The following is a 19,597-nucleotide window of genomic DNA, read 5'->3' as shown; positions in this document are numbered from 1 at the left end:
GGCCCCCGCACCCTCTGCGAAACCCCGTCACCGCTGCCGCGGGGCGGGGTTTCGTGCTGCTGGGGCATCTCCGGGAGCCGTATGGAAACCACCATGGATGCGGATACGCTGGTCGACGCCTTCCTCGACGGCCTGTGGCTGGAGCGGGGCGCGAGCGACAATACGCTGGCGGCCTATCGCCACGACCTGAGCGCCTGGCAGGCGCGCCTCGGGGGCGTCGGCCAGCGGCTGCTGGCCCCGGCCGGCGGGGAGCTGCCGGCCTGGCTCGACGAGCGTCGCGAGGCCGGTTACAGCCTGCGCAGCAACGCCCGGCTGCTCTCCAGCCTGCGCGGGTTCTACCGCTGGGCGCTGGCCGAGGGGCTCGTCGACCACGATCCGCTGGCAGAGGTTCGACTGCCCCGGGTGCGCCCCTCGCTCCCCGACACCCTGGAGGAGGCCGAGGTGGAGCGCCTGCTTGAGGCCCCGGACCTCGCCACCGACCTGGGGCTGCGTGACCGGGCAATGCTCGAGGTGCTCTACGGGGCCGGGCTGCGTGTCAGCGAGCTGGTCGGGCTGACCACCGATGCGGTCAACCTGCGCCAGGGGGTGGTCCGGGTGCGGGGCAAGGGTGACAAGGACCGCCTGGTGCCACTGGGCGAGGAGGCCGTGGCGTGGCTGTCGCGCTACCTGCGTGGGGCCCGCGGCGCGCTGATGGTCGACATCACCCGGCCGGCGCTGTTTCCCGGGCGCGGCGACCGCTGCCTGACGCGTCAGGCCTTCTGGCACCGCATCAAGGCCCATGCGCGTACCGCCGGCATCGACCGGCCGCTGTCGCCGCATACCCTGCGCCACGCCTTCGCCACCCATCTGTTGAATCATGGGGCCAACCTGCGTGTCGTACAACTGCTGCTCGGTCACAGCGACCTTTCGACCACGCAGATCTATACCCATGTGGCGCAGGTGCGACTGGAAGCCCTGCATGCCGACCATCATCCTCGAGGCTGACTCATGAGACGATCGACCCTTACCCTCGGCGGCGGACTGCTCGCCGCCTCCCTGGCCCTGCTGCCCGTCGCCCAGGCCGACCCGGCCGAACAGCTGGCCGAGACCCTGACGGTCAACGGCCAGTCCATGCCAGTGGAGCGCGTGCGCGAGACACCGCTGGAGGGCTTCTTCGAGGTCCGGCTGGAGAGTGGCGAGACCTTCTACAGCAACGCCGAGGGCAGCCACTTCCTGGTCGGCGACCTCTACGAGAACGGCGAAAACGGCCTGGTCAACCTTACCGAGCAGGGGCGCAACGCCGAGCGTAGCGGGCGCCTCGCCGCGGTGCCGGAGAGCGAGCGGGTGGTCTTCCGTGGCCCCGGCGACCCTCGTGCCACGCTCATGGTCTTCACCGATACCACCTGCCCCTACTGCCGGAAGCTCCATGAGGAGGTGCCGCGCCTCAACGAGCTGGGCATCGAGGTGCACTACCTGGCCTTCCCGCGCAGCGGCCTGGGCTCGCCGGGGGGCAGGGAGCTGCAGCAGGTGTGGTGCGCCGACAACCCGGCCGAGGCGATGTCCGCGGCCAAGCGCGAGGAAGCGCTGTCGGGTGCCGCCGACTGCGACAATCCGGTCGAGGAACAGTATCATCTGGGCATGGAGCTCGGCGTCCAGGGCACGCCGGCGATCGTGCTGCCCGACGGCCGCCTGGTACCCGGCTACGTGCCGGCGGAGCGCCTGGCCGCCATGCTCGGCCTGAACGAGTGATGACCGACGTCGACGAACGTCGGCACGGCGGGCCCGGACGGGCCCGATCCACGCTGAGACACACGCCAGAACGAGGGGAATGACATTGAAACCGGTGAGAGTGGGAATCTGTGGCCTGGGGACCGTCGGTGGCGGAACCTTCAACGTGCTGACGCGCAATGCCGACGACATCGCCCGGCGGGCGGGGCGTCCGATCGTCATCGAGCAGGTCGCCTTCCGCAGCCTCAATCCCGACTGTGACACCACCGGCATCCGGACCACCTCCGACGTCTTCGAGGTGGCCACCAACCCCGACATCGACGTGCTGGTCGAGCTGATCGGCGGCTACGACGTGGCCCGCGAGCTGGTGCTCACCGCCATCGAGCACGGCAAGCACGTGGTCACCGCCAACAAGGCGCTGATCGCCGTGCACGGCAACGAGATCTTCCGGGCCGCCCACGAGAAGGGCGTGATCGTGGCCTTCGAGGCCGCGGTGGCCGGCGGCATCCCGGTGATCAAGTCGCTGCGCGAGGGCCTGGGGGCCAACCGCATCGAGTGGGTGGCCGGCATCATCAACGGCACCGGCAACTACATCCTGACCCACATGCGCGACGAGGGGCGGGCCTTCGAGGACGTGCTCGCCGAGGCCCAGGCGCTGGGCTATGCCGAGTCCGATCCGACCTTCGACGTCGAGGGCATCGATGCCGCCCACAAGCTGACCATCCTCGCCTCCATCGCCTACGGCGTGCCGCTTCAGTTCGACAAGGCCTACACCGAGGGTATCTCGCGCATCACCGCCGACGACGTGGAGCAGGCCGACAACCTGGGCTACATCATCAAGCACCTGGGCATCTCCAAGCGCACCGAGGCGGGCCTCGAGCTGCGCGTGCACCCGACCCTGATTCCCAAGGAGCGCCTGCTGGCAAGCGTCCATGGCGTCAAGAACGCCATCGCCATCATGGGCGATGCCGTGGGGCCGACCCTCTACTACGGGGCCGGTGCCGGCGCCGAGCCCACCGCCTCCGCGGTGGTCGCCGACCTGCTGGACGTGGCCCGCGATATCGCCACCGACCACCACTACCGGGTGCCCTACCTGGCCTTCAGCGGCATCGGCGAGCCGGAGTGTGACCTGCCGATCATGCCCATGGAGGACATCATCACCGCCTACTACCTGAGGCTGCTGGCGGTGGACCGCCCCGGCGTACTGGCACGGGTGGCGACGATCCTCTCCGAGCAGGGGATCTCGATCGAGGCGCTGATCCAGAAGGAGGCCACCGAGGGCGAGCTGGTGCCGATCATCCTGCTGACCCATCGCACCCGCGAGAAGCAGATGAACGAGGCGATCCGCCTGATCGAGTCGCTGGCCGACATCGCCGGCCCGGTGACGCGGATTCGCGTCGAGTCGCTGGACGAGCAGGAATGAGCCGGGCTACGCCCTGAGCGGTAAGCCGAAAGCTGGAAGAAAAAGTCGACGGATGTCGACCAGCTGCAAGCTGGCTGTCGCGGTCTTCAGCGAGGAGCGCCGGGAACAAGTTGAAGAGGAGGTCCTATGCCAGGGATGGCATCGGTAGCGCCCAGGGATGGGTTCACAGCGCCTCCTCGAAGACTTGTTGCCGGATCAGCTCCGAGCGAGCAAAGGAACAGAATGATGCGCTATATCAGTACTCGCGGGCAGGCGCCCGCGCTCTCCTTCGAGGAGGTCGTGCTCACCGGCATGGCCAGCGACGGCGGCCTCTATGTGCCGGAGGAGATCCCGACGCTTTCCCATGATGACCTGGCGGCCATGGCCGGGCTCTCCTATGCCGAGATCGCCTTCCGGGTCATGAAGCCCTACGTCAACGGCGAGATCGACGACGCGACCTTCCGGGGCATCGTCGAGGAGGCCTATGCCACCTTCAGCCACGACGCCGTGGTGCCGCTCAACCAGCTCGATGCCAACCACTTCCTGCTCGAGCTGTTCCACGGTCCGACGCTGGCCTTCAAGGACGTGGCGCTGCAGCTGCTTGGCCGCATCCTCGACCACTTCCTGCAGAAGCGCGGCGAGCGGGCGGTGATCATGGGGGCGACCTCCGGCGATACCGGCTCGGCGGCCATCGAGGGCTGCCGCCACTGCGACAACCTGGACATCTTCATCCTCCATCCCCACCAGCGGGTCTCGGAGGTGCAGCGCCGCCAGATGACCACGGTGCTGGCCGACAACGTCTTCAATGTCGCCATCGAGGGCAACTTCGATGACGCCCAGGCCATGGTCAAGGCGAGCTTCGCCGATCAGGGCTTCCTCGACGGCACCCGGCTGGTGGCGGTGAACTCCATCAACTGGGCGCGCATCATGGCCCAGATCGTCTACTATGTCGCCTCGGCCGTGGCGCTGGGGGCCCCCCACCGGGCGGTGAGCTTCTGCGTGCCCTCGGCCAACTTCGGCAATGTCTTCGCCGGCTACATGGCCAAGCGCATGGGGCTGCCGGTGAAGCAGTTCATCATCGCCACCAACGCCAACGACATCCTGCACCGCACCCTGGCCGACAACGACTTCTCCAAGCAGGAACTGGTCGCCACCCTGGCGCCCTCCATGGACATCGTGGTCTCCTCCAACTTCGAGCGGCTGCTGTTCGAGGCCTACGAGCGCGACGGGGCGGCGGTGAAGGCCCTGCTCGAGCGCTTCCAGAGCGAGCCCTCGGCGCTGGCCGAGGCGCCGCTGGCCAGGCTGCGCGAGTCCTTCGCCAGCCACAGCGTGAGTGATGCCACCATCCTGGAGGTGATCCGCGAGGCGCATCACCGCACCCAGGAGATCCTCGACCCGCACACCGCCACCGGCTACCGTGCCGCCGAGCAGGCGCGTGCCGATGCCGCGACCCCGGTGATCACCCTGGCCACGGCCCACCCGGCCAAGTTCGCCGAGGCGGTGGTCAAGGCCGGTTTCCCGGGCGTGCCGCTGCCGCCGCACATGGACGACCTGCTGGAGCGCGAGGAGCGCTACACCGTGCTGCCCGCGGAGCTTGCCGCCGTGCAGCAGTTCGTGGCCGAGAACCGGCGCTGAAGTGCATGCCGCAGCGCCATCACTAGCGAGGGGCGCCGGGGGCAGGCCGAAGAGGAGGTCCTACGCCAGGGATGGCGTCGGTAGCGCCCAGGGAGGGGTTCACAGCGCCTCCTCGCAGGCCTGTCGCCGGATCAGCCCCGAGCGGGTATCTGTCTCCCATCTCTCTTCTTCGTGTCTCTTACTTGCAGGAGCATGGCTTGGACGCCGTCACCGATCCCTTCGATCTGCAGGCGCGCTTGCGCCCCCGCATCCAGCCCAGGCCCCGCGATGAGGCGCTCTATGCCCGTGCCCGCGAAGAGGGCCTGACCGAGCTTCAGGCCCGGGTGCTGGCGGGGCGGCTTGCCGGTTACCAGGGTGAACTGGCGCCGCTGGTCTCGCCCAGCCTGCGCCACCTGGCCCATCCCGAGAAGCTCGCCGACGCACGGCGTGCGGCCGAGCGCATCGCCCAGGCGGTGGTGGATGGCGAGCATATCGGCATCCTCACCGACTACGACGTGGACGGCATCACCTCCCACGTGGTGATCCGGCGGACCCTGGTCGAGCTCTTCGGGGTGCCCGAGGCCCGCCTGCACAGCCTGATCGGCCACCGCATCCATGACGGCTACGGCATCAGCCTGCCGCTGGTGGAGCGCACCCTGGCGCTCTCGCCGCGGCCGAGCCTGGTGATCACCGCCGACTGCGGCAGCTCCGACGAGCCGCGCATCGCCCGACTCCGGGACGCCGGCATCGAGGTGGTGGTCAGCGACCACCACGCCCTGCCGGTGGAGGGACCGCCGGCCTCGGCCTACGCCGTGGTCAATCCCACCCGTGACGACTGCGCCTATCCCGACCCGACCATCGCCGGCTGCATGGTGGCCTGGCTTACGATGTCGCTGGCTCGGCAGGTACTGATCGAGTGGGGCGTACTGCCCGAGGCCACGCCCAAGCTTTCGCCGTGGCTCTCCTACGTGGCGCTGGGCACGGTGGCCGACTGCGTCTCCCTGGGCGGCAGCGCCGCCAACCGCGCCGTGGTGACCCACGGCCTGGCGCTGATCAACCGCATGGAGGCCGCCTGCTGGCGCGCCATGGCGGCGCGCCTGGGGGCCGACAGCGTGCCCTTCGATGCCGAGACCCTGGCCTTCCAGATGGGGCCACGGATCAATGCCCGTTCGCGGCTCGACGATCCCTATGCGGCGCTGCACTTCATGCTCGCGGCGGATGACGCCACGGCGGCGCGGCACCTGGCGACGCTGGATCAAGATAACCAGTCGCGCAAGGCGATCGAGGCCGAGATGGCCGAGGAGGCCAAGGCCCTGGCACTGCCGGCCCTGACGACCGACGAGCCCGCCATCGTCGTCTTCCTGGCGTCGGGGCATCCCGGCGTGCAGGGCATCGTTGCCTCGCGGCTGGTGCAGGCCTTCGGCCGACCGTCGCTGGTGCTGACGCCGGCGGCGGCCCCCGGCATGCTCACCGGCTCCGGGCGCTCCATCGAGGGGCTGCACCTGCGTGACGCCCTGCAGCGGACCTTCGAACTGGCGCCCGAGGCGCTGCCGCGCTTCGGTGGCCACCGCGGCGCCGCCGGGGTCGGCGTGCCCGTCGAGCGGCTGGATGCCTTCAAGACCGCGTTCCTCCAGGCGGTGGGCGAGCAGCTGGGCGATACCGAGCTCTGCCCACGAATCTTCACCGACGGCGAGCTGGCGCCCCATCAGCTCGGCCTCGCCACCCTGGACGAGCTCGAGCGGCTGGGGCCCTATGGCCGGGAGTTCGATGCCCCGCTGTTCCAGGGCGAGTTCCTGGTCGAGGCGCTGCGCACGGTGGGCGCCGATGGCAGCCACCTGATGCTCGAGCTCTCCGCCGGGGCCTCGAGCCTGAAGGCGATCTGGTTCCGCGCCCTGACCCCCGGTGAGGTGCCGGCCTTCGGCGTCGGCGACCGCCTGCGCTGTGCCTTCAAGCTCAATCGCAACCGCTGGCGGGGGTGCGAGAGTTTGCAGCTGATGATCGAGCACGCCGAGCCACTATAAGGAAAGAGAGATGGATCCCCAGGAACTGCCCACCGACCCCCATCGCGTCCATGAGGACGTGATGGCGATGCTGGTCGGCACGCTCTTCGTCGCCCTCGGCGTCAGCTTCTATACCCAGGCAATGCTGCTCACCGGCAGTACCGCGGGCCTGGCCTTCCTGCTGCAGTACGCCACCGGCTGGCGCTTCGGCATCGGGTTCTTCCTGGTCAACCTGCCGTTTTACTGGCTGGCCGTACGTCGCATGGGCTGGTCGTTCACGCTGCGCACCTTCGTGGCCATCGGCCTGGTCTCGGTGTTCTCGGAACTGACCGCCGGCTGGATCCGCATCGAGTGGCTTCAGCCGCTCTACGCGGCCCTGATGGGCGGCAGCCTGATCGGCATCGGCATGCTGGTGCTGTTTCGTCACCGCACAAGCCTCGGCGGCATCAACATCCTCGCGCTCTTCCTGCAGGACCGCTACGGCTGGCGGGCGGGGTACGTCCAGATGGGCATCGATGCGCTGATCATGCTGGTCGCCCTGCTGGTGCTGCCGATTGAGCGGGTGGGCCTCTCGGTGGTGGGGGCGGTGGCGCTCAACCTGATCATCGCGCTGAACCACAAGCCGGGGCGCTACATGGGCGTCAGCTGAGGCATGGTGACTCAGTAGTAGGGCCAGACCCCGGGCGAGGCCAGCTCCAGCAGGTGACCGCCGGGGTCACGGTCGAATAGAGAGGCAGACTCTCCCACGAGCGCGATATCACGCGCACTGGTCTCAATAGTTGGGCCAGACCCCGGGCGTGGCCAGCTCCAGCAGGTGACCGTCGGGGTCACGGAAATAGAGACTCTCTCCTCCTCGTGGCCAGTGGGTGCGCCCCTCGATGGCGATGCCGTGATCCTCGAGCTGCCCCTCCCAGGCCGCGAGCTCGCGGGCGGCGATGGCGAAGGCGAGGTGTACCCGGCCGCTGCCGTCGTGTGGCGGGATCGTGCCCATCTCGTCCGGCAGCACCACGGTCTCCAGCGTCTCGCCGTGCAGGAAGAGCAGCAGCACCGAGCCGGCGCCGGCGTCATAGGCGGTGAAGCGATGGTCGGCGTTGAAGGGCGAGAGCCCCATCACGCCCTCGAAGAAGGTCCGCGCCCGGGCCATGTCCTCCACGTAGAGCGCGGTCTCCAGTACGCCGTTGAGCCTGGACATGGCTACCTCCGTTTCCACTGTCCCCCTAAGCCTAGCAAGGATCAGCGTTGGCTCCCCCAGAACCACCAGGCGATCAGGGCGATCAGCGCCAGGCCGGCGAGATTGACGATCCAGCTCATGACAGGGCCTCCTTCGTTTCCCGGGGGGGGTGAGGTTTCCTTGCCGGCATCGGTGTCGCCCCGGGCACGGAACAGGCGCAGCCGGTTGGCGTTGCTGACCACGGTGATCGAGGAGAGCGACATGGCGGCCCCGGCGATCATCGGCGAGAGCAGGGTGCCGGTGAGGGGGTAGAGCACCCCGGCGGCGATGGGAATGCCCAGGGTGTTGTAGCCGAAGGCGCCCACCAGGTTCTGCTTGATGTTGCGCAGGGTGGCCCGGCTGATCTCGATGGCGGCGGCCACGCCGTGCAGCGAGCCGCGCACCAGGGTGATGCCGGCGCTCTCGATGGCCACGTCGGTGCCCTGGCCGATGGCGAAGCCCACGTCGGCCCGGGCGAGTGCCGGGGCGTCGTTGATGCCATCGCCCACCATGCCCACGACCTCGCCCTCGGCCTGAAGGCGCTCGATCTCGGCGTGCTTGTCCTCGGGCAGCAGGCCGGCGCGGAAGTCGTCGATGCCCACTTCCCGCGCGATGGCGGCGGCGGTGTGGGCATTGTCGCCGGTGAGCATCACCACCTTGAGGCCATCGGCCTGCAGGCGCTTCACGGCGGCGATGGTGTCATGGCGCAGCGGGTCGCTGATGCCGAACAGCGCGGCCAGGCGGCCATCCACCGCCAGGTAGACCACGGTGCGCGCCTTCTCCTCCAGTTCGGCGGCAATGTCGCGGCCGCTGGACAGGTCGATGCCGGCTTCCTCCAGCAGGCGGGCATTGCCCAGCAGCAGCGCCCTGCCGTCGACGGTGGTCGCCTTGACCCCGCCGCCGGTGACGGTGTCGAAGTCCCGGATCTCGCCGGGCTCGGCCTGCCGCTCTTCCGAATGGGTCATCAGGGCGGCGGCGAGGGGGTGCTCCGAGCCGCGCTCCAGGGCCGCCACCAGGCCCAGCATGCCCCGCGCGTCGCCCTCGAGCACCTTCGATTCCGTCACCTCGGGCTTGCCCTCGGTCAGGGTGCCGGTCTTGTCCACCACCAGGGTGGTGAGCCTGCTGGCGGTCTGCAGGGCATCGCCGCTTCTCACCAGCACGCCATGCTCGGCCGCCTTGCCCACGCCGATCATGGTCGAGATCGGCGTGGCCAGGCCCAGGGCGCAGGGGCAGGCGATGATCAGCACCGTGGTAGCGGTGACCAGCATATGGATCACCCGTGGCTCGGCACCGAAGTTGAACCAGGCCAGGGCGGTGATCACGGCGATGATCATCACCGAGGGCACGAAGACGCTCGACACCTTATCGGCCAGCTGGCCGATGGGCGGGCGGGAGTTCTGGGCGCTGGCCACCTGTTCGGTGATCTGGCCCAGGCGGGTGTCAGCACCGACGCGCGTTGCACGATAGACCAGCGAGCCCTTGCCGTTGACCGTGCCGGCGCTCACCTCGTCACCCTCGCCCTTGCCCACCGGCAGGGGTTCGCCGGTGAGCATGGACTCGTCGATATGGCTCTGTCCCTCGGTCACCTCGCCGTCCACCGGCAGGCGCTCGCCGGGGCGCACGCGGATATGGTCACCCTCGCGCACCTCGTCGATCTCGACCTCGCGCTCCTCGCCGTCGCGGATCACCCGCGCGGTACGGCTCTGCAGGTCGAGCAGCCGCTTGAGGGCATCGCTGGTCCTGCCCCGCGCCCGCAGCTCCAGGGCATTGCCCAGCAGCACCAGGCCGATGATCATCGCCGAGGCCTCGAAGTAGATCCCCCGCGCCACCTCGGGCAGCCAGGGCCCGACGGCCACCACCGCCATGGAGTAGAGCCAGGCGGTGCCGGTGCCCATGGCGATCAGGGTATCCATGTTGGCCTGGTGGTGGCGGAAGTTCTTCCAGGCATTGACAAAGAAGTGGCGGCCCGGGAACACCATTACCGCCAGCGTCAGCAGGCCGATCACCAGCCAGTAGAGCCGCCCGGCCCCCACGGGGTGGGGGTGGAAGACGAACATGCTGGCCATCAGCGGCACGGCCAGGGCCAGCGACCAGGCGCTCCCCTTCAGGCGGCGACGGTACTCCCGCTCGTCGCGCTCGGCGCGGGCCTGCTCGGCCTCGCGCATGTCGACGATGGGCTCGGCACCGTAGCCCACGTCCTCCACGGCCTTGACCAGGTCATCCGGGTCGGCGCTGCCGCGTACCTGGGCGGTATGGGTGCCGAAGTTGACCTCCGCGCCGACCACGCCGGGGGTGCGCTCCAGGGCCTGCTGGACGCTCTTCACGCAGCTGGCGCAGGTCATGCCGCTGATCGACAGCCGGCGGGTGGTGGCGCGAGCCTCCGTTTCCTCTGCCTTCGGGTCCGTGCCCCGCTGGGTGACCGGTTCGCTCGCCTCCTCGGCGGATGGTCGCTCGGGTTCATGCTCGGGAGCTGGCTCGGCAGCCTCCGAGGACCCGGCGGCCGGGTAGCCGGCCGCTTCCAGCAGCCGGTCCAGGCTGGCGCCCGCCAGGGCCGTCTCCACCGCCAGGCGCTTCTCGTCGGGGAAGCCGACCACCTCGGCCTCAGGGTCCTCGGCCTGGATCGCCCTGCGCATCCTGCCCACGCACCCCTGGCAGCTCATGCCCGGCACCTTGCGCTCGTGGTGGCGCCGTCCGGCGGCCGGGTAACCTGCCTCGGCCAGCGTCTCGTCCAGGGCATCATCGGCCAGGGTGGTGGTGACCTCGAGGCGCTTCTCGGGCGGGGTGCCGGTGACCTCGGCCTGCGCGTCCCGGGCCTGGATGGCCCGGCGCATGGTGGCCACGCAGCCCTGGCAGTTCATGCCGGGGACCTGGCGTTCCAGGGTCTGTCTGGCGTTCATCGGGTCTCCTCGCCGGTCTCGTGGCCGGCAGTGAGCGGTTCGGGAAAGCTCTCGATCAGGCGGCAGAGGCTGTGGCCGTCGGGGGTGCCGTCGGGCATCTCCTCCCAGGCGGCCAGGGCCTGCTCCATGCGCGAGGCCAGGGATTGCAGCTCGCGGATCCGTTCACGGATCTGTGGCAGCCGGCTGGCCAGCAGGTCGCGCACCATGGGGCAGGGCGAGTCGCCATGGTCGGCATGGTCGAGGATGTCGCGGATCTCGGCCACGCCGAAGCCCAGGGTCCGGGCCCGCTGGATGAAGCGCAGCCGGTCCAGGTCGCCCTGACCGAACAGCTGGTAGCCGTTCTTGGGATGGCGCTCGGGATGCAGCAGCCCCTCGCGAGTGTAGTGGCGCACGGTCTCGGCGGTGACGCCGGCCAGCCGTGCCAGTTCGCTGACCTTCATGGCGGGGTCTCTCGGCGATGTCATGCGGCAAGTGTAAAACCCTTGGGTTACCCATAGGTCAAGGGGTGATGGAGACCTGGCTGGCACGGGGAGCATGAGTTACCTAAGTCAATGAAAGTTCAGGGGATACAACGATCGTGCGACCAAAGTATTAGCATTTTTTGTTTTCAAACGGCCGTTTGTACTTGATCCCGGGTGGAGGATTCGCAAACACTGCGGGTACGCCAGAACGTTCCACGACAAGCACCCAGCATTATTACCCGAAAGGATGTCGAGCCCATGCATAACAAGTTCAACAAGCTCTCCCTCGCCGTGGCCATCGCCTCCACGGCCCTGATCGCCAGCCAGGTCTCCGCCTCCGGCTTCCAGGTCCGCGAGCAGAGCGCCAAGACATTGGCCAACGCCCTCTCCAACGCCGCCGCGGGGGCCGAGGACGCCAGCTTCATGGCCTACAACCCGGCCGCCATCGGCAATATCGACGGCAACCAGGTCGTCGGCGGGGTGGCCTATATCGATGCCAATTTCGAACTTCAGGACGCGGAAGCCTTCCCTACTGGAGCCCCCCCCAGCCTCACCTACGATAGAGGTGGCTCTCGGGAGGGTGGTGAAACGGCCGTGGTGCCGAGTTTCGCCGCCAAGACGCAGCTCAACGAGCAGTTCGACCTGGGCCTTGCCATCTATGCGCCCTACGGGCTCTCCACCGAGTACGACAAGGACTGGATCGGTCGCTACCATGCCATCGAGACCGAACTGACCACTATCGACTTCCAGCCGACGCTTAACTACCGGGCCACCGAGCGCCTCAATCTGGCGGTGGGCCTGCGGGCGCAATATGCTGATGCCACTCTGTCCAATGCGATTGATCTCGGAGGACGTTCTGGCAATCAAGCATTAATTGGCAATGCCGATGGCATGGCCGAGGTCACTGGGGACGATTGGGGGTATGGTTATACGCTGGGCGCTCTCTTTCAGGTCACCGATAAGACGCGTCTTGGCGCGAGCTATCGCTCCGAGATCGATCTGACATTGGAGGGTGATGCTCGCTTCAGCTCAGACGATCCCGTCGGGCAGCAAGTGCTTGCAGGTGCTCAGGCTGGTAATACCTTGACGAACGGTGGCGGTGCCGCCGATCTGACCACGCCGGCCAACCTGAATCTGGGGATCTATCACCAGCTGACCGATCGGCTGGCGGTGATGGCCAATGCCGAGTGGACCGAGTGGAGCAGCTTCGACGAACTGACGGTCGAGTTCGAAGACAATACTCCTGACAGCTCCACGACCGAGAACTGGGACGATACCTGGGCCTTCTCGGTGGGCGCCAATTATGCGCTGACCCCGCAGTGGTTGCTGCGTGCCGGCCTGGGCATCGACGAGAGCCCGGTGCCGAGCGCCGAGTTCCGCACCCCGCGGGTGCCGGATGCCGATCGCCAGTGGGCCACCCTCGGCGCCACCTGGATGCCCACGCCCGAGCTCGGCATCACCGCCGGCTACATGCATGTCTTCGCCGACGATGGCGATATCGATCAGGACGGCAGTGAGGAAGAGAACGCGACCAAGGGTAGCCTGAACGGCACCTACGAGGTGGAGGCCGACGTCTTCGCCCTCTCGGTGGACTATCGCTTCTGATCCTCCCTTGCACGCGCCCGACCTCGAGACCCGGCTTCGGCCGGGTCTTGTCGTCATGGGCTCCCGCCGGCATCAGGACTTTCGCAGATTGAAGTAACGCTCGAGGCTGTTCCGGCGACAGGACTTCGGGGAGGCGCTGTGAACCCCTCCCTGGGCGCTACCGATGCCTTCCCTGGCATAGGACCTCCCCTTCGACCTGTCCCCGGCGCCTCTCGCCTGGGCTAACTGCGATACGCCTGCCGTCGGCGCGGGGGATGGATGCGGCGCGGCGGCACTTTCGCTACAATAGGCGCCTTTTCCGTGCCGTCGGGGCCCTGGTGTCGAACCCGCGCCCAGGCGGCCATCGTTCCATCGCAGACTCGGATGAGCCCCATGCTGGAAACCAACCCGATTCACCACCTGATCAAGGACCTGTCTGAGCGGACAGACGTCCTGAGGGGGTATCTTTGACTATGCCGAAAAGAAGGATCGGCTAGAGGAAGTCACCCGCGAACTCGAGGACCCGGACGTCTGGAGCGATCCGGACAATGCCCAGAAGCTCGGCAAGGAGCGGGCGACGCTGGAGGCGATCGTGGCCACCATCGATGAGCTCGACCAGGGCCTCGGCGACAGCCGCGACCTGCTCGAGCTCGCCGAGATGGAGGAGGACGAGGGCACCGTCGCCGAGGTCCAGAAGGAGCTCGAGGGGCTGCAGGCCAGCCTCGAGAAGCTCGAGTTCCGGCGCATGTTCTCCGGCGAGATGGACGAGAACAACGCCTATCTCGACATCCAGGCCGGCTCCGGCGGCACCGAGGCCCAGGACTGGGCCAACATGCTGCTGCGCATGTACCTGCGGTGGGCCGAGCACCACGGCTTCAAGGCCGAGATCATAGAGGTCTCCGCCGGCGAGGTGGCGGGCATCAAGTCGGCCACCGTGCACATCCAGGGGGAGTACGCCTTCGGCTGGCTGCGCACCGAGACCGGCGTGCACCGCCTGGTACGCAAGAGCCCCTTCGACTCCGGCGGCCGTCGGCATACCTCGTTCGCCTCGGTGTTCCTGTCGCCCGAGATCGATGACAGCTTCGAGGTCGAGATCAATCCCTCGGACCTGCGCACCGATACCTACCGCTCCAGCGGGGCCGGTGGGCAGCACGTCAATACCACCGACTCGGCGGTGCGCATCACCCACGAGCCCACCGGCATCGTGGTGGCCTGCCAGAGCCAGCGCAGCCAGCACGCCAACCGCGACTTCGCCATGAAGCAGCTCAAGGCGAAGCTGTGGGAACTCGAGATGCAGAAGCGGACCGCGGCCAAGCAGGAGGCCGAGGACTCCAAGGCCGATATCGGCTGGGGCAGCCAGATCCGCTCCTATGTGCTGGATGACCAGCGCATCAAGGACCTGCGCACCGGCGTGCAGTCCAGCAGCTGCGACAAGGTGCTGGACGGCGATCTGGACCAGTTCATCGTCGCCAGCCTCAAGCAGGGCCTCTAGCCCTGCCGCTCATGGCGGGGCAATGGGCCCCGCCGTGGCGGCGCCTTCCCCCGTCGCCGTTTTCCCGCCCCAGCCCAACTTGATGACAGGTAGTGATATGGCCAATGAGAGCCCCTCAGCGGATAGCCCGCAGAACGACGAGAACCGCCTGATCGCCGAGCGGCGTGCCAAGCTGGCGGCGCGCCGCGCGCGTGCCGCCGAGACCGGCGAGAGCGCCTTCCCCAACGATTTCCGTCGCGACAGCCTGGCGGCCGAGCTGGCCGACGAGCTCGGCGAGCGGGAGAAGGCCGACCTGGAGGCCCTGGACCGCCGTGCCGCCGTGTCCGGGCGGATCATGCGCAAGCGCGGGCCCTTCATCGTCATCCAGGACCCGTCCGGGACGATCCAGCTCTATGTCGACAAGAAGGGGCTGCCGGCCGAGGTGCTGGAGGACGTCAAGGGCTGGGACATCGGCGACATCGTGGCGGCCCGGGGGCCGGTGCACAAGTCGGGCAAGGGCGACCTCTACGTGATGATGGTGGAAGCCAAGCTGCTGACAAAGAGCCTGCGCCCGCTGCCTGACAAGTTCCATGGGCTCACCGACATGGAGGCGCGCTACCGCCAGCGCTACGTCGACCTGATCATGAACCCCGACTCGCGCAAGGTGTTCGAGACCCGCGCCGGGGTGATCAGCGCCATGCGCCGCTTCTTCGAGGATCGCGGCTTCATGGAGGTGGAGACCCCCATGCTGCAGCCGATCCCCGGCGGCGCCACGGCACGCCCCTTCGTCACCCACCACAACGCGCTGGACATCGACATGTATCTGCGCATCGCGCCGGAGCTCTACCTCAAGCGCCTGGTGGTGGGCGGCTTCGAGCGGGTCTTCGAGATCAACCGCAACTTCCGCAACGAGGGGCTCTCCACCCGCCACAACCCCGAGTTCACCATGATCGAGTTCTATCAGGCCCACGCGGACCACAACGACCTGATGGACCTCACCGAGGAGATGCTGCGCAGCGTGACCCGCAGGGTGCTGGGCACCACCACAGTGGTGAATACCGTGCGCAACGGCGAGGGCGAGGTGCTGGAGACCTTCGAGTACGACTTCGGCCAGCCGCTGCGGCGCATCACGGTGTTCGATGCCATCCTCGAGTTCAACCCGGAGATCCATGCCGAGGCCCTGGCCGACGAGGCCGCCGCGCGCCAGATCGCCGAGCGCCTGGACATCGACGTCAAGGACGGCTGGGGACTGGGCAAGGTCCAGATCGAGATCTTCGAGAAGACCGTGGAGCACCGCCTGCAGCAGCCCACCTTCATCACCGAGTACCCCACCGAGGTGAGCCCGCTGGCGCGTCGCAAGGACGCCAACCCCTTCGTCACCGAGCGCTTCGAGTTCTTCGTCGGCGGCCGCGAGATCGCCAACGGCTTCTCGGAGCTCAACGACGCCGAGGACCAGGCCGAGCGCTTCCGCGCCCAGGCTGCGGAGAAGGAGGCCGGCGACCTGGAGGCGATGTACTTCGACGCCGATTACGTGCGGGCGCTGGAGGTCGGCCTGCCGCCCACCGCCGGCGAGGGCATCGGCATCGACCGCCTGGTGATGCTGTTCACCGACAGCGCCTCCATCCGTGACGTGCTGCTCTTTCCGGCCATGCGCCCCGAGGTGGAGTGATCGGGGCCGGAAGTGTTGGTAAGGGGCGGCCCGAGCACCCATAATGATCGTCGTTTCGACGTCGAGGAGACCGTGATGAAACTGCTCAACCGCTCCGCCCTGAGCGTCAGGCCGACCCGGCATTTCGTGGAATGGATCAATGCGCTCGAACCCACGATGGAGGGCGATGACCTGACCCTGGCCGACGTCGAACGCGAAAGCACCGTCTACCTGATCCCGGAGATGGATGCGCCCGAGGCCCTGGAGGCCTTCGTGCGCGAGCGCTACCTCGAGATCCTGGAGACCGAGCTGCGCGCCTGGGAAGAGGACGAACGCCAGTGGCCGGAGGCACTGGACTGGGCGCTCTTCCAGCGCTTCCTGCAGGTCGAGCACAGCTACCTGGCCATCGACCTCGACGACGAGGCGGCGCTGGAGATCTCCGAGGTGGATGACGCCCTGCTCCTGGAGACGGACCAGGACTGACCCTCCTGCCCGACAGCGAACATGGGAAACCGGCTTCGGCCGGTTTCCGCGTTATGGACCCCGCGGTGATGGACGCAGGATGAGCCGACTCTTCGATTCACTCCCCGGCGATGACGGCCTGCCGGGCCCCGAGCGGCGCCTGGCGGTACTGGCGCTGATCCTCGGCACCCTGATGGCGGTGGTGGACACCACCATGGTCAACATCGCGCTGCCCTCCATGGCGGCCGACCTCGGGGTATCCGCCTCCCGGGTGGTGTGGGTCACCAACCTCTTCCAGGTCGTCTGTGCCGCCTTCCTGCTGGTCTTCGCCGCCCTCAGCGAGCTGGTCAGCCGCCGGCGGCTCTATGCCGCCGGGGTGGCGCTGTTCACCCTGGCGGCCCTGGGCAGCGCCCTGGCGCCGAACCTGGAGACCCTGCTGCTCTTCCGTGCACTGCAGGGCCTCGGCGCCGCGGCGACCCTCTCCATCGGCCCGTCGCTCTATCGCTCGATCTTTCCCTCGCGGCTGCTCGGCAGCGCCCTGGGGCTCTCCGCCCTGGTGGTGGCCGGTGGCTATGCCGCCGGGCCGACCATAGGCGGGCTGGTGCTCTCCGTGGCCAGCTGGCCCTGGCTGTTCGCCCTGCACGTGCCGCTGGGGCTCTGCGCCTCCTGGCTGGCCTGGCGGGCGTTGCCCCGGGAGGCGGGGCGGCGCGACGGCTTCGACTGGCCCGGGGCGCTCTGTTCGGTGGCCATGCTGGCGGGACTCTTCCTCGGCCTGGACGGCGTCGGCCACGGGGCGCCGGCCTGGCAGGTGCTCGCCTGGCTGGCGCTGAGCCTGCTCAGTGCCGTGCTCTTCCTGCAGCGCCAGCGCCGGGCCCGCCATCCGCTGCTGCCACTCTCGCTCTTCGCCGAGCGACGCTTCACGCTGGCGGTCTCGGCCTCGGGGCTGGCCTTTGTCGGCCAGGGCCTGGCCTTCGTGGCGCTCTCCTTTCTCTACCAGCAGGAGATGGGCTTCACGCCGCTGGAGACCGCCTGGATGTTCACGCCCTGGCCGCTGGCGATCATGCTGGTCGGTCCCCTGGCCGGGCAACTGGCCGACCGGGTCAATCCCAGCCTGCTCTCCAGCGGTGGCCTGGTGCTGTTGCTGCTGGGCCTCGCCGCCCTGGCCGGGCTCGATGCCGAGGCCGGGGTGGTGGACAGCCTGTGGCGCACGGCACTCTGCGGGCTGGGCTTCGGGCTCTTCCAGCCGCCCAACAACCGCGAGATGATGGCAAGCGTCCCCCGCGAGCGCAGTGCCCGGGCCTCCGGCGTGATGAGCACGACCCGTACGGTAGGCCAGTCGCTGGGCGTCGCCCTGGTGGGGGCCTTCCTGGCCGCCGGGGCGCCGGTGCAGGCGACCCTCTGGGCCGGGGCGGGGGCCTGCGCGCTGTCGCTCGCGGCGAGCCTGGGCCGGGTGTCGCTGGCCGGGCGGGCCCAGCGCGAGGCACGCCGTGGCGAGCCGCTGCGGGCGTCGTCGGACCCCGACTGAAGGCGTACAATGGGCCCATCACTCACCCAGCATCGGAACCCCGACATGAGCATCCAGGCCACCATCGAAGACAAGCTCAGGGCCCTCGAGCCCGCCTTCCTGGCGGTGGAGAACGAGAGCCATCGGCATAACGTGCCGCCCAACTCCGAGACCCACTTCAAGGTCACCCTGGTCGCCTCGCGCTTCGAGGGGCTGATGCCGGTCAAGCGGCACCAGCAGGTCTATGCGCTGCTCGCCGACGAGCTCGACGGCCCCGTCCATGCCCTGGCCCTGCACCTCTTCACCCCCGAGGAGTGGGAGGCCAGCGGCCGCTCCCGCCCCGACTCCCCCGACTGCCGGGGCGGCGGCAAGTCGTGACCCAGGAGCCGCAGCGCCTGCAGTACCTGGAGGCCATGGGCCTGACGGCCTGGGTCTCCCGCTATCGTCTGCCCAATGCCCTCCCCACGCCGCCCTGCGAGTGGGAGAGTGACGCGCCGGTTGCCGAGGAGCGCCGCGCCCCCGGGGAGCGGCTGCATGCGCTGCTCGACGAGGCCGCCGAGGCCCAGGTCGCCACCCCGCGACCGGCCCCTGCCGAGCCGGAGCCGCGTCACCGGCCCTCGGCCGGCAAGGCCCGGGCGCTGCTCGGTGACCTGGTGCCCGCCGACGAAACGGAGGCCCCGCCCGAGACGCAGGCCCCGGCCCCCGTGCGCCATGGCGAGGCGCTGCGCTTCACCCTGCAGGTCGCCTGCCTGGATGGCCGCTGGCTGGTGCTGCTGCCCCGGGAGGCGCCGCCCGGCAGCGTGGAGCTGCGCCTGCTGCGCCACCTGCTGCAGGCTGTCGGCGTGGTGCCCGAGCAGATGCCGGCCTTCGAGGCCTTCCGCTGGCCCCAGGTGGAGGGATTGCCGGTGGAGGCGCCGCTGGAGGAGGCCCGGGAGGGTCTCCAGGCCTTCCTGGCCGGCCGGCAGCGGCGAGGCTGGGTACCGGAACGGCTGCTGGTGTTCGGCGAGGATGAGACCCTCGCGGAGATCCTGACCCTCGCCAACGGCCATTGCCCACTGCTGGCGCTGCCGGCCTGGCAGGGGCCTGCGCTTGGCGAGCTGGCCGGCAGTGCCGAGGCCAAGCGCGCCCTCTGGCCGCGGATGGCCGACTGGCGCGATGCCTGGCAGGCGGGTCGTGAGGCCGACTGACGTGGTGCGGCGGCTGGGGCCGGCCGATCTGGCGGCGCTGTCGTCGCTGGAGCAGGCCGCCGGCCCCGCTCCCTGGACCCCGGACCAGCTGCAGGCGGCACTGGCCGACCCCGACACCCGGGTGTTCGGCATCGAGCATCAGGCATGCCTGGTCGGCCATGCGGTGGTGGTGCGGCTGCCCTTCGATGCGGAGCTTCAGGCGATCCTGGTGGCCCGTGAGGCGCGTCGCCAGGGGGTGGCGGGGCGCCTGCTGGCGGCGGTGATCGAGCAGGCGCAGAACTGGGGCAGCGAGCGCCTGCTGCTCGAGGTCAGGGTGGGCAACGAGGCGGCCCTGGCGCTCTATCGGGGGGCGGGGTTCGGCGAGGACGGCCGACGCCGGGGCTACTACCCGGCGGGCACCACCGGCCAGCGGGAGGATGCGCTGCTGATGTCGCGCCCGCTGGCCTGAGG

General features: G+C 68.9%; 17 protein-coding genes. 14 read left to right on the top strand and 3 right to left on the bottom strand.

From position 1 onward, the window contains the following. Positions 1-93: 93 nt before the first annotated feature. The 6 genes from xerD (at position 94) to SCI24_RS05585 (ending at position 7,372) form a co-directional block, all read left to right on the top strand. Positions 94-984 (top strand): site-specific tyrosine recombinase XerD, encoded by an 891-nt coding sequence (gene xerD, locus SCI24_RS05610; RefSeq protein WP_318724444.1) that lies wholly within the window; start codon positions 94-96, stop codon positions 982-984. Between the two features lie 3 nt (positions 985-987). After that, positions 988-1,728: a DsbC family protein gene (locus tag SCI24_RS05605; protein ID WP_318724443.1), complete on the top strand. Its 741-nt coding sequence runs from the start codon at positions 988-990 to the stop codon at positions 1,726-1,728. Positions 1,729-1,813: 85 nt separating this feature from the next. After that, complete coding sequence (locus SCI24_RS05600) at positions 1,814-3,130, top strand: homoserine dehydrogenase (protein WP_282734120.1); 1,317 nt, start codon at positions 1,814-1,816, stop codon at positions 3,128-3,130. A 225-nt stretch (positions 3,131-3,355) separates the two neighbouring features. Continuing rightward, positions 3,356-4,744 carry a threonine synthase gene (gene thrC, locus SCI24_RS05595; protein ID WP_318724442.1) on the top strand — a complete coding sequence of 463 codons (1,389 nt, stop codon included), beginning with the start codon at positions 3,356-3,358 and terminating at the stop codon, positions 4,742-4,744. A 197-nt stretch (positions 4,745-4,941) separates the two neighbouring features. Beyond that, the gene (locus SCI24_RS05590) at positions 4,942-6,744 is read left to right on the top strand and encodes a single-stranded-DNA-specific exonuclease RecJ (RefSeq protein WP_318724441.1); all 1,803 of its coding nucleotides are present in this window, start codon (positions 4,942-4,944) and stop codon (positions 6,742-6,744) included. A 10-nt stretch (positions 6,745-6,754) separates the two neighbouring features. Then, positions 6,755-7,372, top strand: a complete 618-nt coding sequence (locus SCI24_RS05585; protein WP_318724440.1) for a YitT family protein — start codon at positions 6,755-6,757, stop codon at positions 7,370-7,372. Between the two features lie 123 nt (positions 7,373-7,495). On the opposite strand, the gene SCI24_RS05580 is transcribed toward SCI24_RS05585, so the two are convergent. The 3 genes from SCI24_RS05580 to SCI24_RS05570 are packed head-to-tail and all read right to left on the bottom strand — an operon-like array spanning position 7,496 to position 11,270. Then, positions 7,496-7,915, bottom strand: coding sequence for a VOC family protein (locus SCI24_RS05580; RefSeq protein WP_318724439.1), 420 nt, complete (start codon positions 7,913-7,915; stop codon positions 7,496-7,498). Positions 7,916-7,956: 41 nt separating this feature from the next. Continuing rightward, entirely contained in the window at positions 7,957-10,830 is a 2,874-nt protein-coding gene (locus tag SCI24_RS05575; protein ID WP_412929108.1) for a heavy metal translocating P-type ATPase, read from the bottom strand. Further along, positions 10,827-11,270 carry a MerR family transcriptional regulator gene (locus SCI24_RS05570; protein ID WP_318724438.1) on the bottom strand — a complete coding sequence of 148 codons (444 nt, stop codon included), beginning with the start codon at positions 11,268-11,270 and terminating at the stop codon, positions 10,827-10,829. The genes SCI24_RS05575 and SCI24_RS05570 overlap by 4 nt, the downstream gene beginning before the upstream one ends. Positions 11,271-11,465: 195 nt before the next feature. On the opposite strand from SCI24_RS05570, the gene SCI24_RS05565 reads away from it, so the two are divergent. From SCI24_RS05565 to rimI, 8 genes are all read left to right on the top strand, one after another. After that, the gene (locus SCI24_RS05565) at positions 11,466-12,896 is read left to right on the top strand and encodes an OmpP1/FadL family transporter (RefSeq protein WP_318724437.1); all 1,431 of its coding nucleotides are present in this window, start codon (positions 11,466-11,468) and stop codon (positions 12,894-12,896) included. 372 nt (positions 12,897-13,268) lie between these two features. Continuing rightward, a protein-coding gene (gene prfB / locus SCI24_RS05560) for a peptide chain release factor 2 (RefSeq protein WP_412929105.1) occupies positions 13,269-14,367 on the top strand; the annotation gives its coding sequence in 2 pieces (ribosomal slippage) (positions 13,269-13,343 and positions 13,345-14,367; 1,098 coding nt in all). 97 nt (positions 14,368-14,464) lie between these two features. Next, positions 14,465-16,015 carry a lysine--tRNA ligase gene (gene lysS, locus SCI24_RS05555; protein ID WP_318724436.1) on the top strand — a complete coding sequence of 517 codons (1,551 nt, stop codon included), beginning with the start codon at positions 14,465-14,467 and terminating at the stop codon, positions 16,013-16,015. 75 nt (positions 16,016-16,090) lie between these two features. After that, the gene (locus SCI24_RS05550) at positions 16,091-16,477 is read left to right on the top strand and encodes a hypothetical protein (protein ID WP_318724435.1); all 387 of its coding nucleotides are present in this window, start codon (positions 16,091-16,093) and stop codon (positions 16,475-16,477) included. Positions 16,478-16,556: 79 nt separating this feature from the next. Then, entirely contained in the window at positions 16,557-17,981 is a 1,425-nt protein-coding gene (locus SCI24_RS05545; protein ID WP_318724434.1) for an MFS transporter, read from the top strand. Between the two features lie 45 nt (positions 17,982-18,026). Beyond that, on the top strand, positions 18,027-18,338 hold the full coding sequence (locus tag SCI24_RS05540) for a BolA family protein (protein WP_318724433.1): 312 nt from the start codon (positions 18,027-18,029) through the stop codon (positions 18,336-18,338). Continuing rightward, positions 18,335-19,147, top strand: a complete 813-nt coding sequence (locus SCI24_RS05535) for a hypothetical protein (protein WP_318724432.1) — start codon at positions 18,335-18,337, stop codon at positions 19,145-19,147. The genes SCI24_RS05540 and SCI24_RS05535 overlap by 4 nt, the downstream gene beginning before the upstream one ends. Then, positions 19,134-19,595, top strand: coding sequence for a ribosomal protein S18-alanine N-acetyltransferase (rimI, locus tag SCI24_RS05530; RefSeq protein ID WP_318724431.1), 462 nt, complete (start codon positions 19,134-19,136; stop codon positions 19,593-19,595). The genes SCI24_RS05535 and rimI overlap by 14 nt, the downstream gene beginning before the upstream one ends. Positions 19,596-19,597 lie beyond the last annotated feature (2 nt).

The organism is Halomonas sp., assembly GCF_033549285.1.
Taxonomy (GTDB): Bacteria; Pseudomonadota; Gammaproteobacteria; order Pseudomonadales; family Halomonadaceae; genus Halomonas.
This window is presented reverse-complemented; position numbering and strand designations above follow the sequence as displayed.

Bases quoted from the DNA above. Each gene is read 5' to 3' on its own strand.
- SCI24_RS05540 (WP_318724433.1), top strand. From the start codon at position 18,027: ATGAGCATCCAGGCCACCATCGAAGACAAGCTCAGGGCCCTCGAGCCC.
- SCI24_RS05580 (WP_318724439.1), bottom strand. From the start codon at position 7,915: ATGTCCAGGCTCAACGGCGTACTGGAGACCGCGCTCTACGTGGAGGAC.
- thrC (WP_318724442.1), top strand. From the start codon at position 3,356: ATGCGCTATATCAGTACTCGCGGGCAGGCGCCCGCGCTCTCCTTCGAG.
- SCI24_RS05545 (WP_318724434.1), top strand. From the start codon at position 16,557: ATGAGCCGACTCTTCGATTCACTCCCCGGCGATGACGGCCTGCCGGGC.
- SCI24_RS05570 (WP_318724438.1), bottom strand. From the start codon at position 11,270: ATGAAGGTCAGCGAACTGGCACGGCTGGCCGGCGTCACCGCCGAGACC.
- xerD (WP_318724444.1), top strand. From the start codon at position 94: ATGGATGCGGATACGCTGGTCGACGCCTTCCTCGACGGCCTGTGGCTG.
- SCI24_RS05605 (WP_318724443.1), top strand. From the start codon at position 988: ATGAGACGATCGACCCTTACCCTCGGCGGCGGACTGCTCGCCGCCTCC.
- SCI24_RS05575 (WP_412929108.1), bottom strand. From the start codon at position 10,830: ATGAACGCCAGACAGACCCTGGAACGCCAGGTCCCCGGCATGAACTGC.
- SCI24_RS05585 (WP_318724440.1), top strand. From the start codon at position 6,755: ATGGATCCCCAGGAACTGCCCACCGACCCCCATCGCGTCCATGAGGAC.
- lysS (WP_318724436.1), top strand. From the start codon at position 14,465: ATGGCCAATGAGAGCCCCTCAGCGGATAGCCCGCAGAACGACGAGAAC.
- SCI24_RS05550 (WP_318724435.1), top strand. From the start codon at position 16,091: ATGAAACTGCTCAACCGCTCCGCCCTGAGCGTCAGGCCGACCCGGCAT.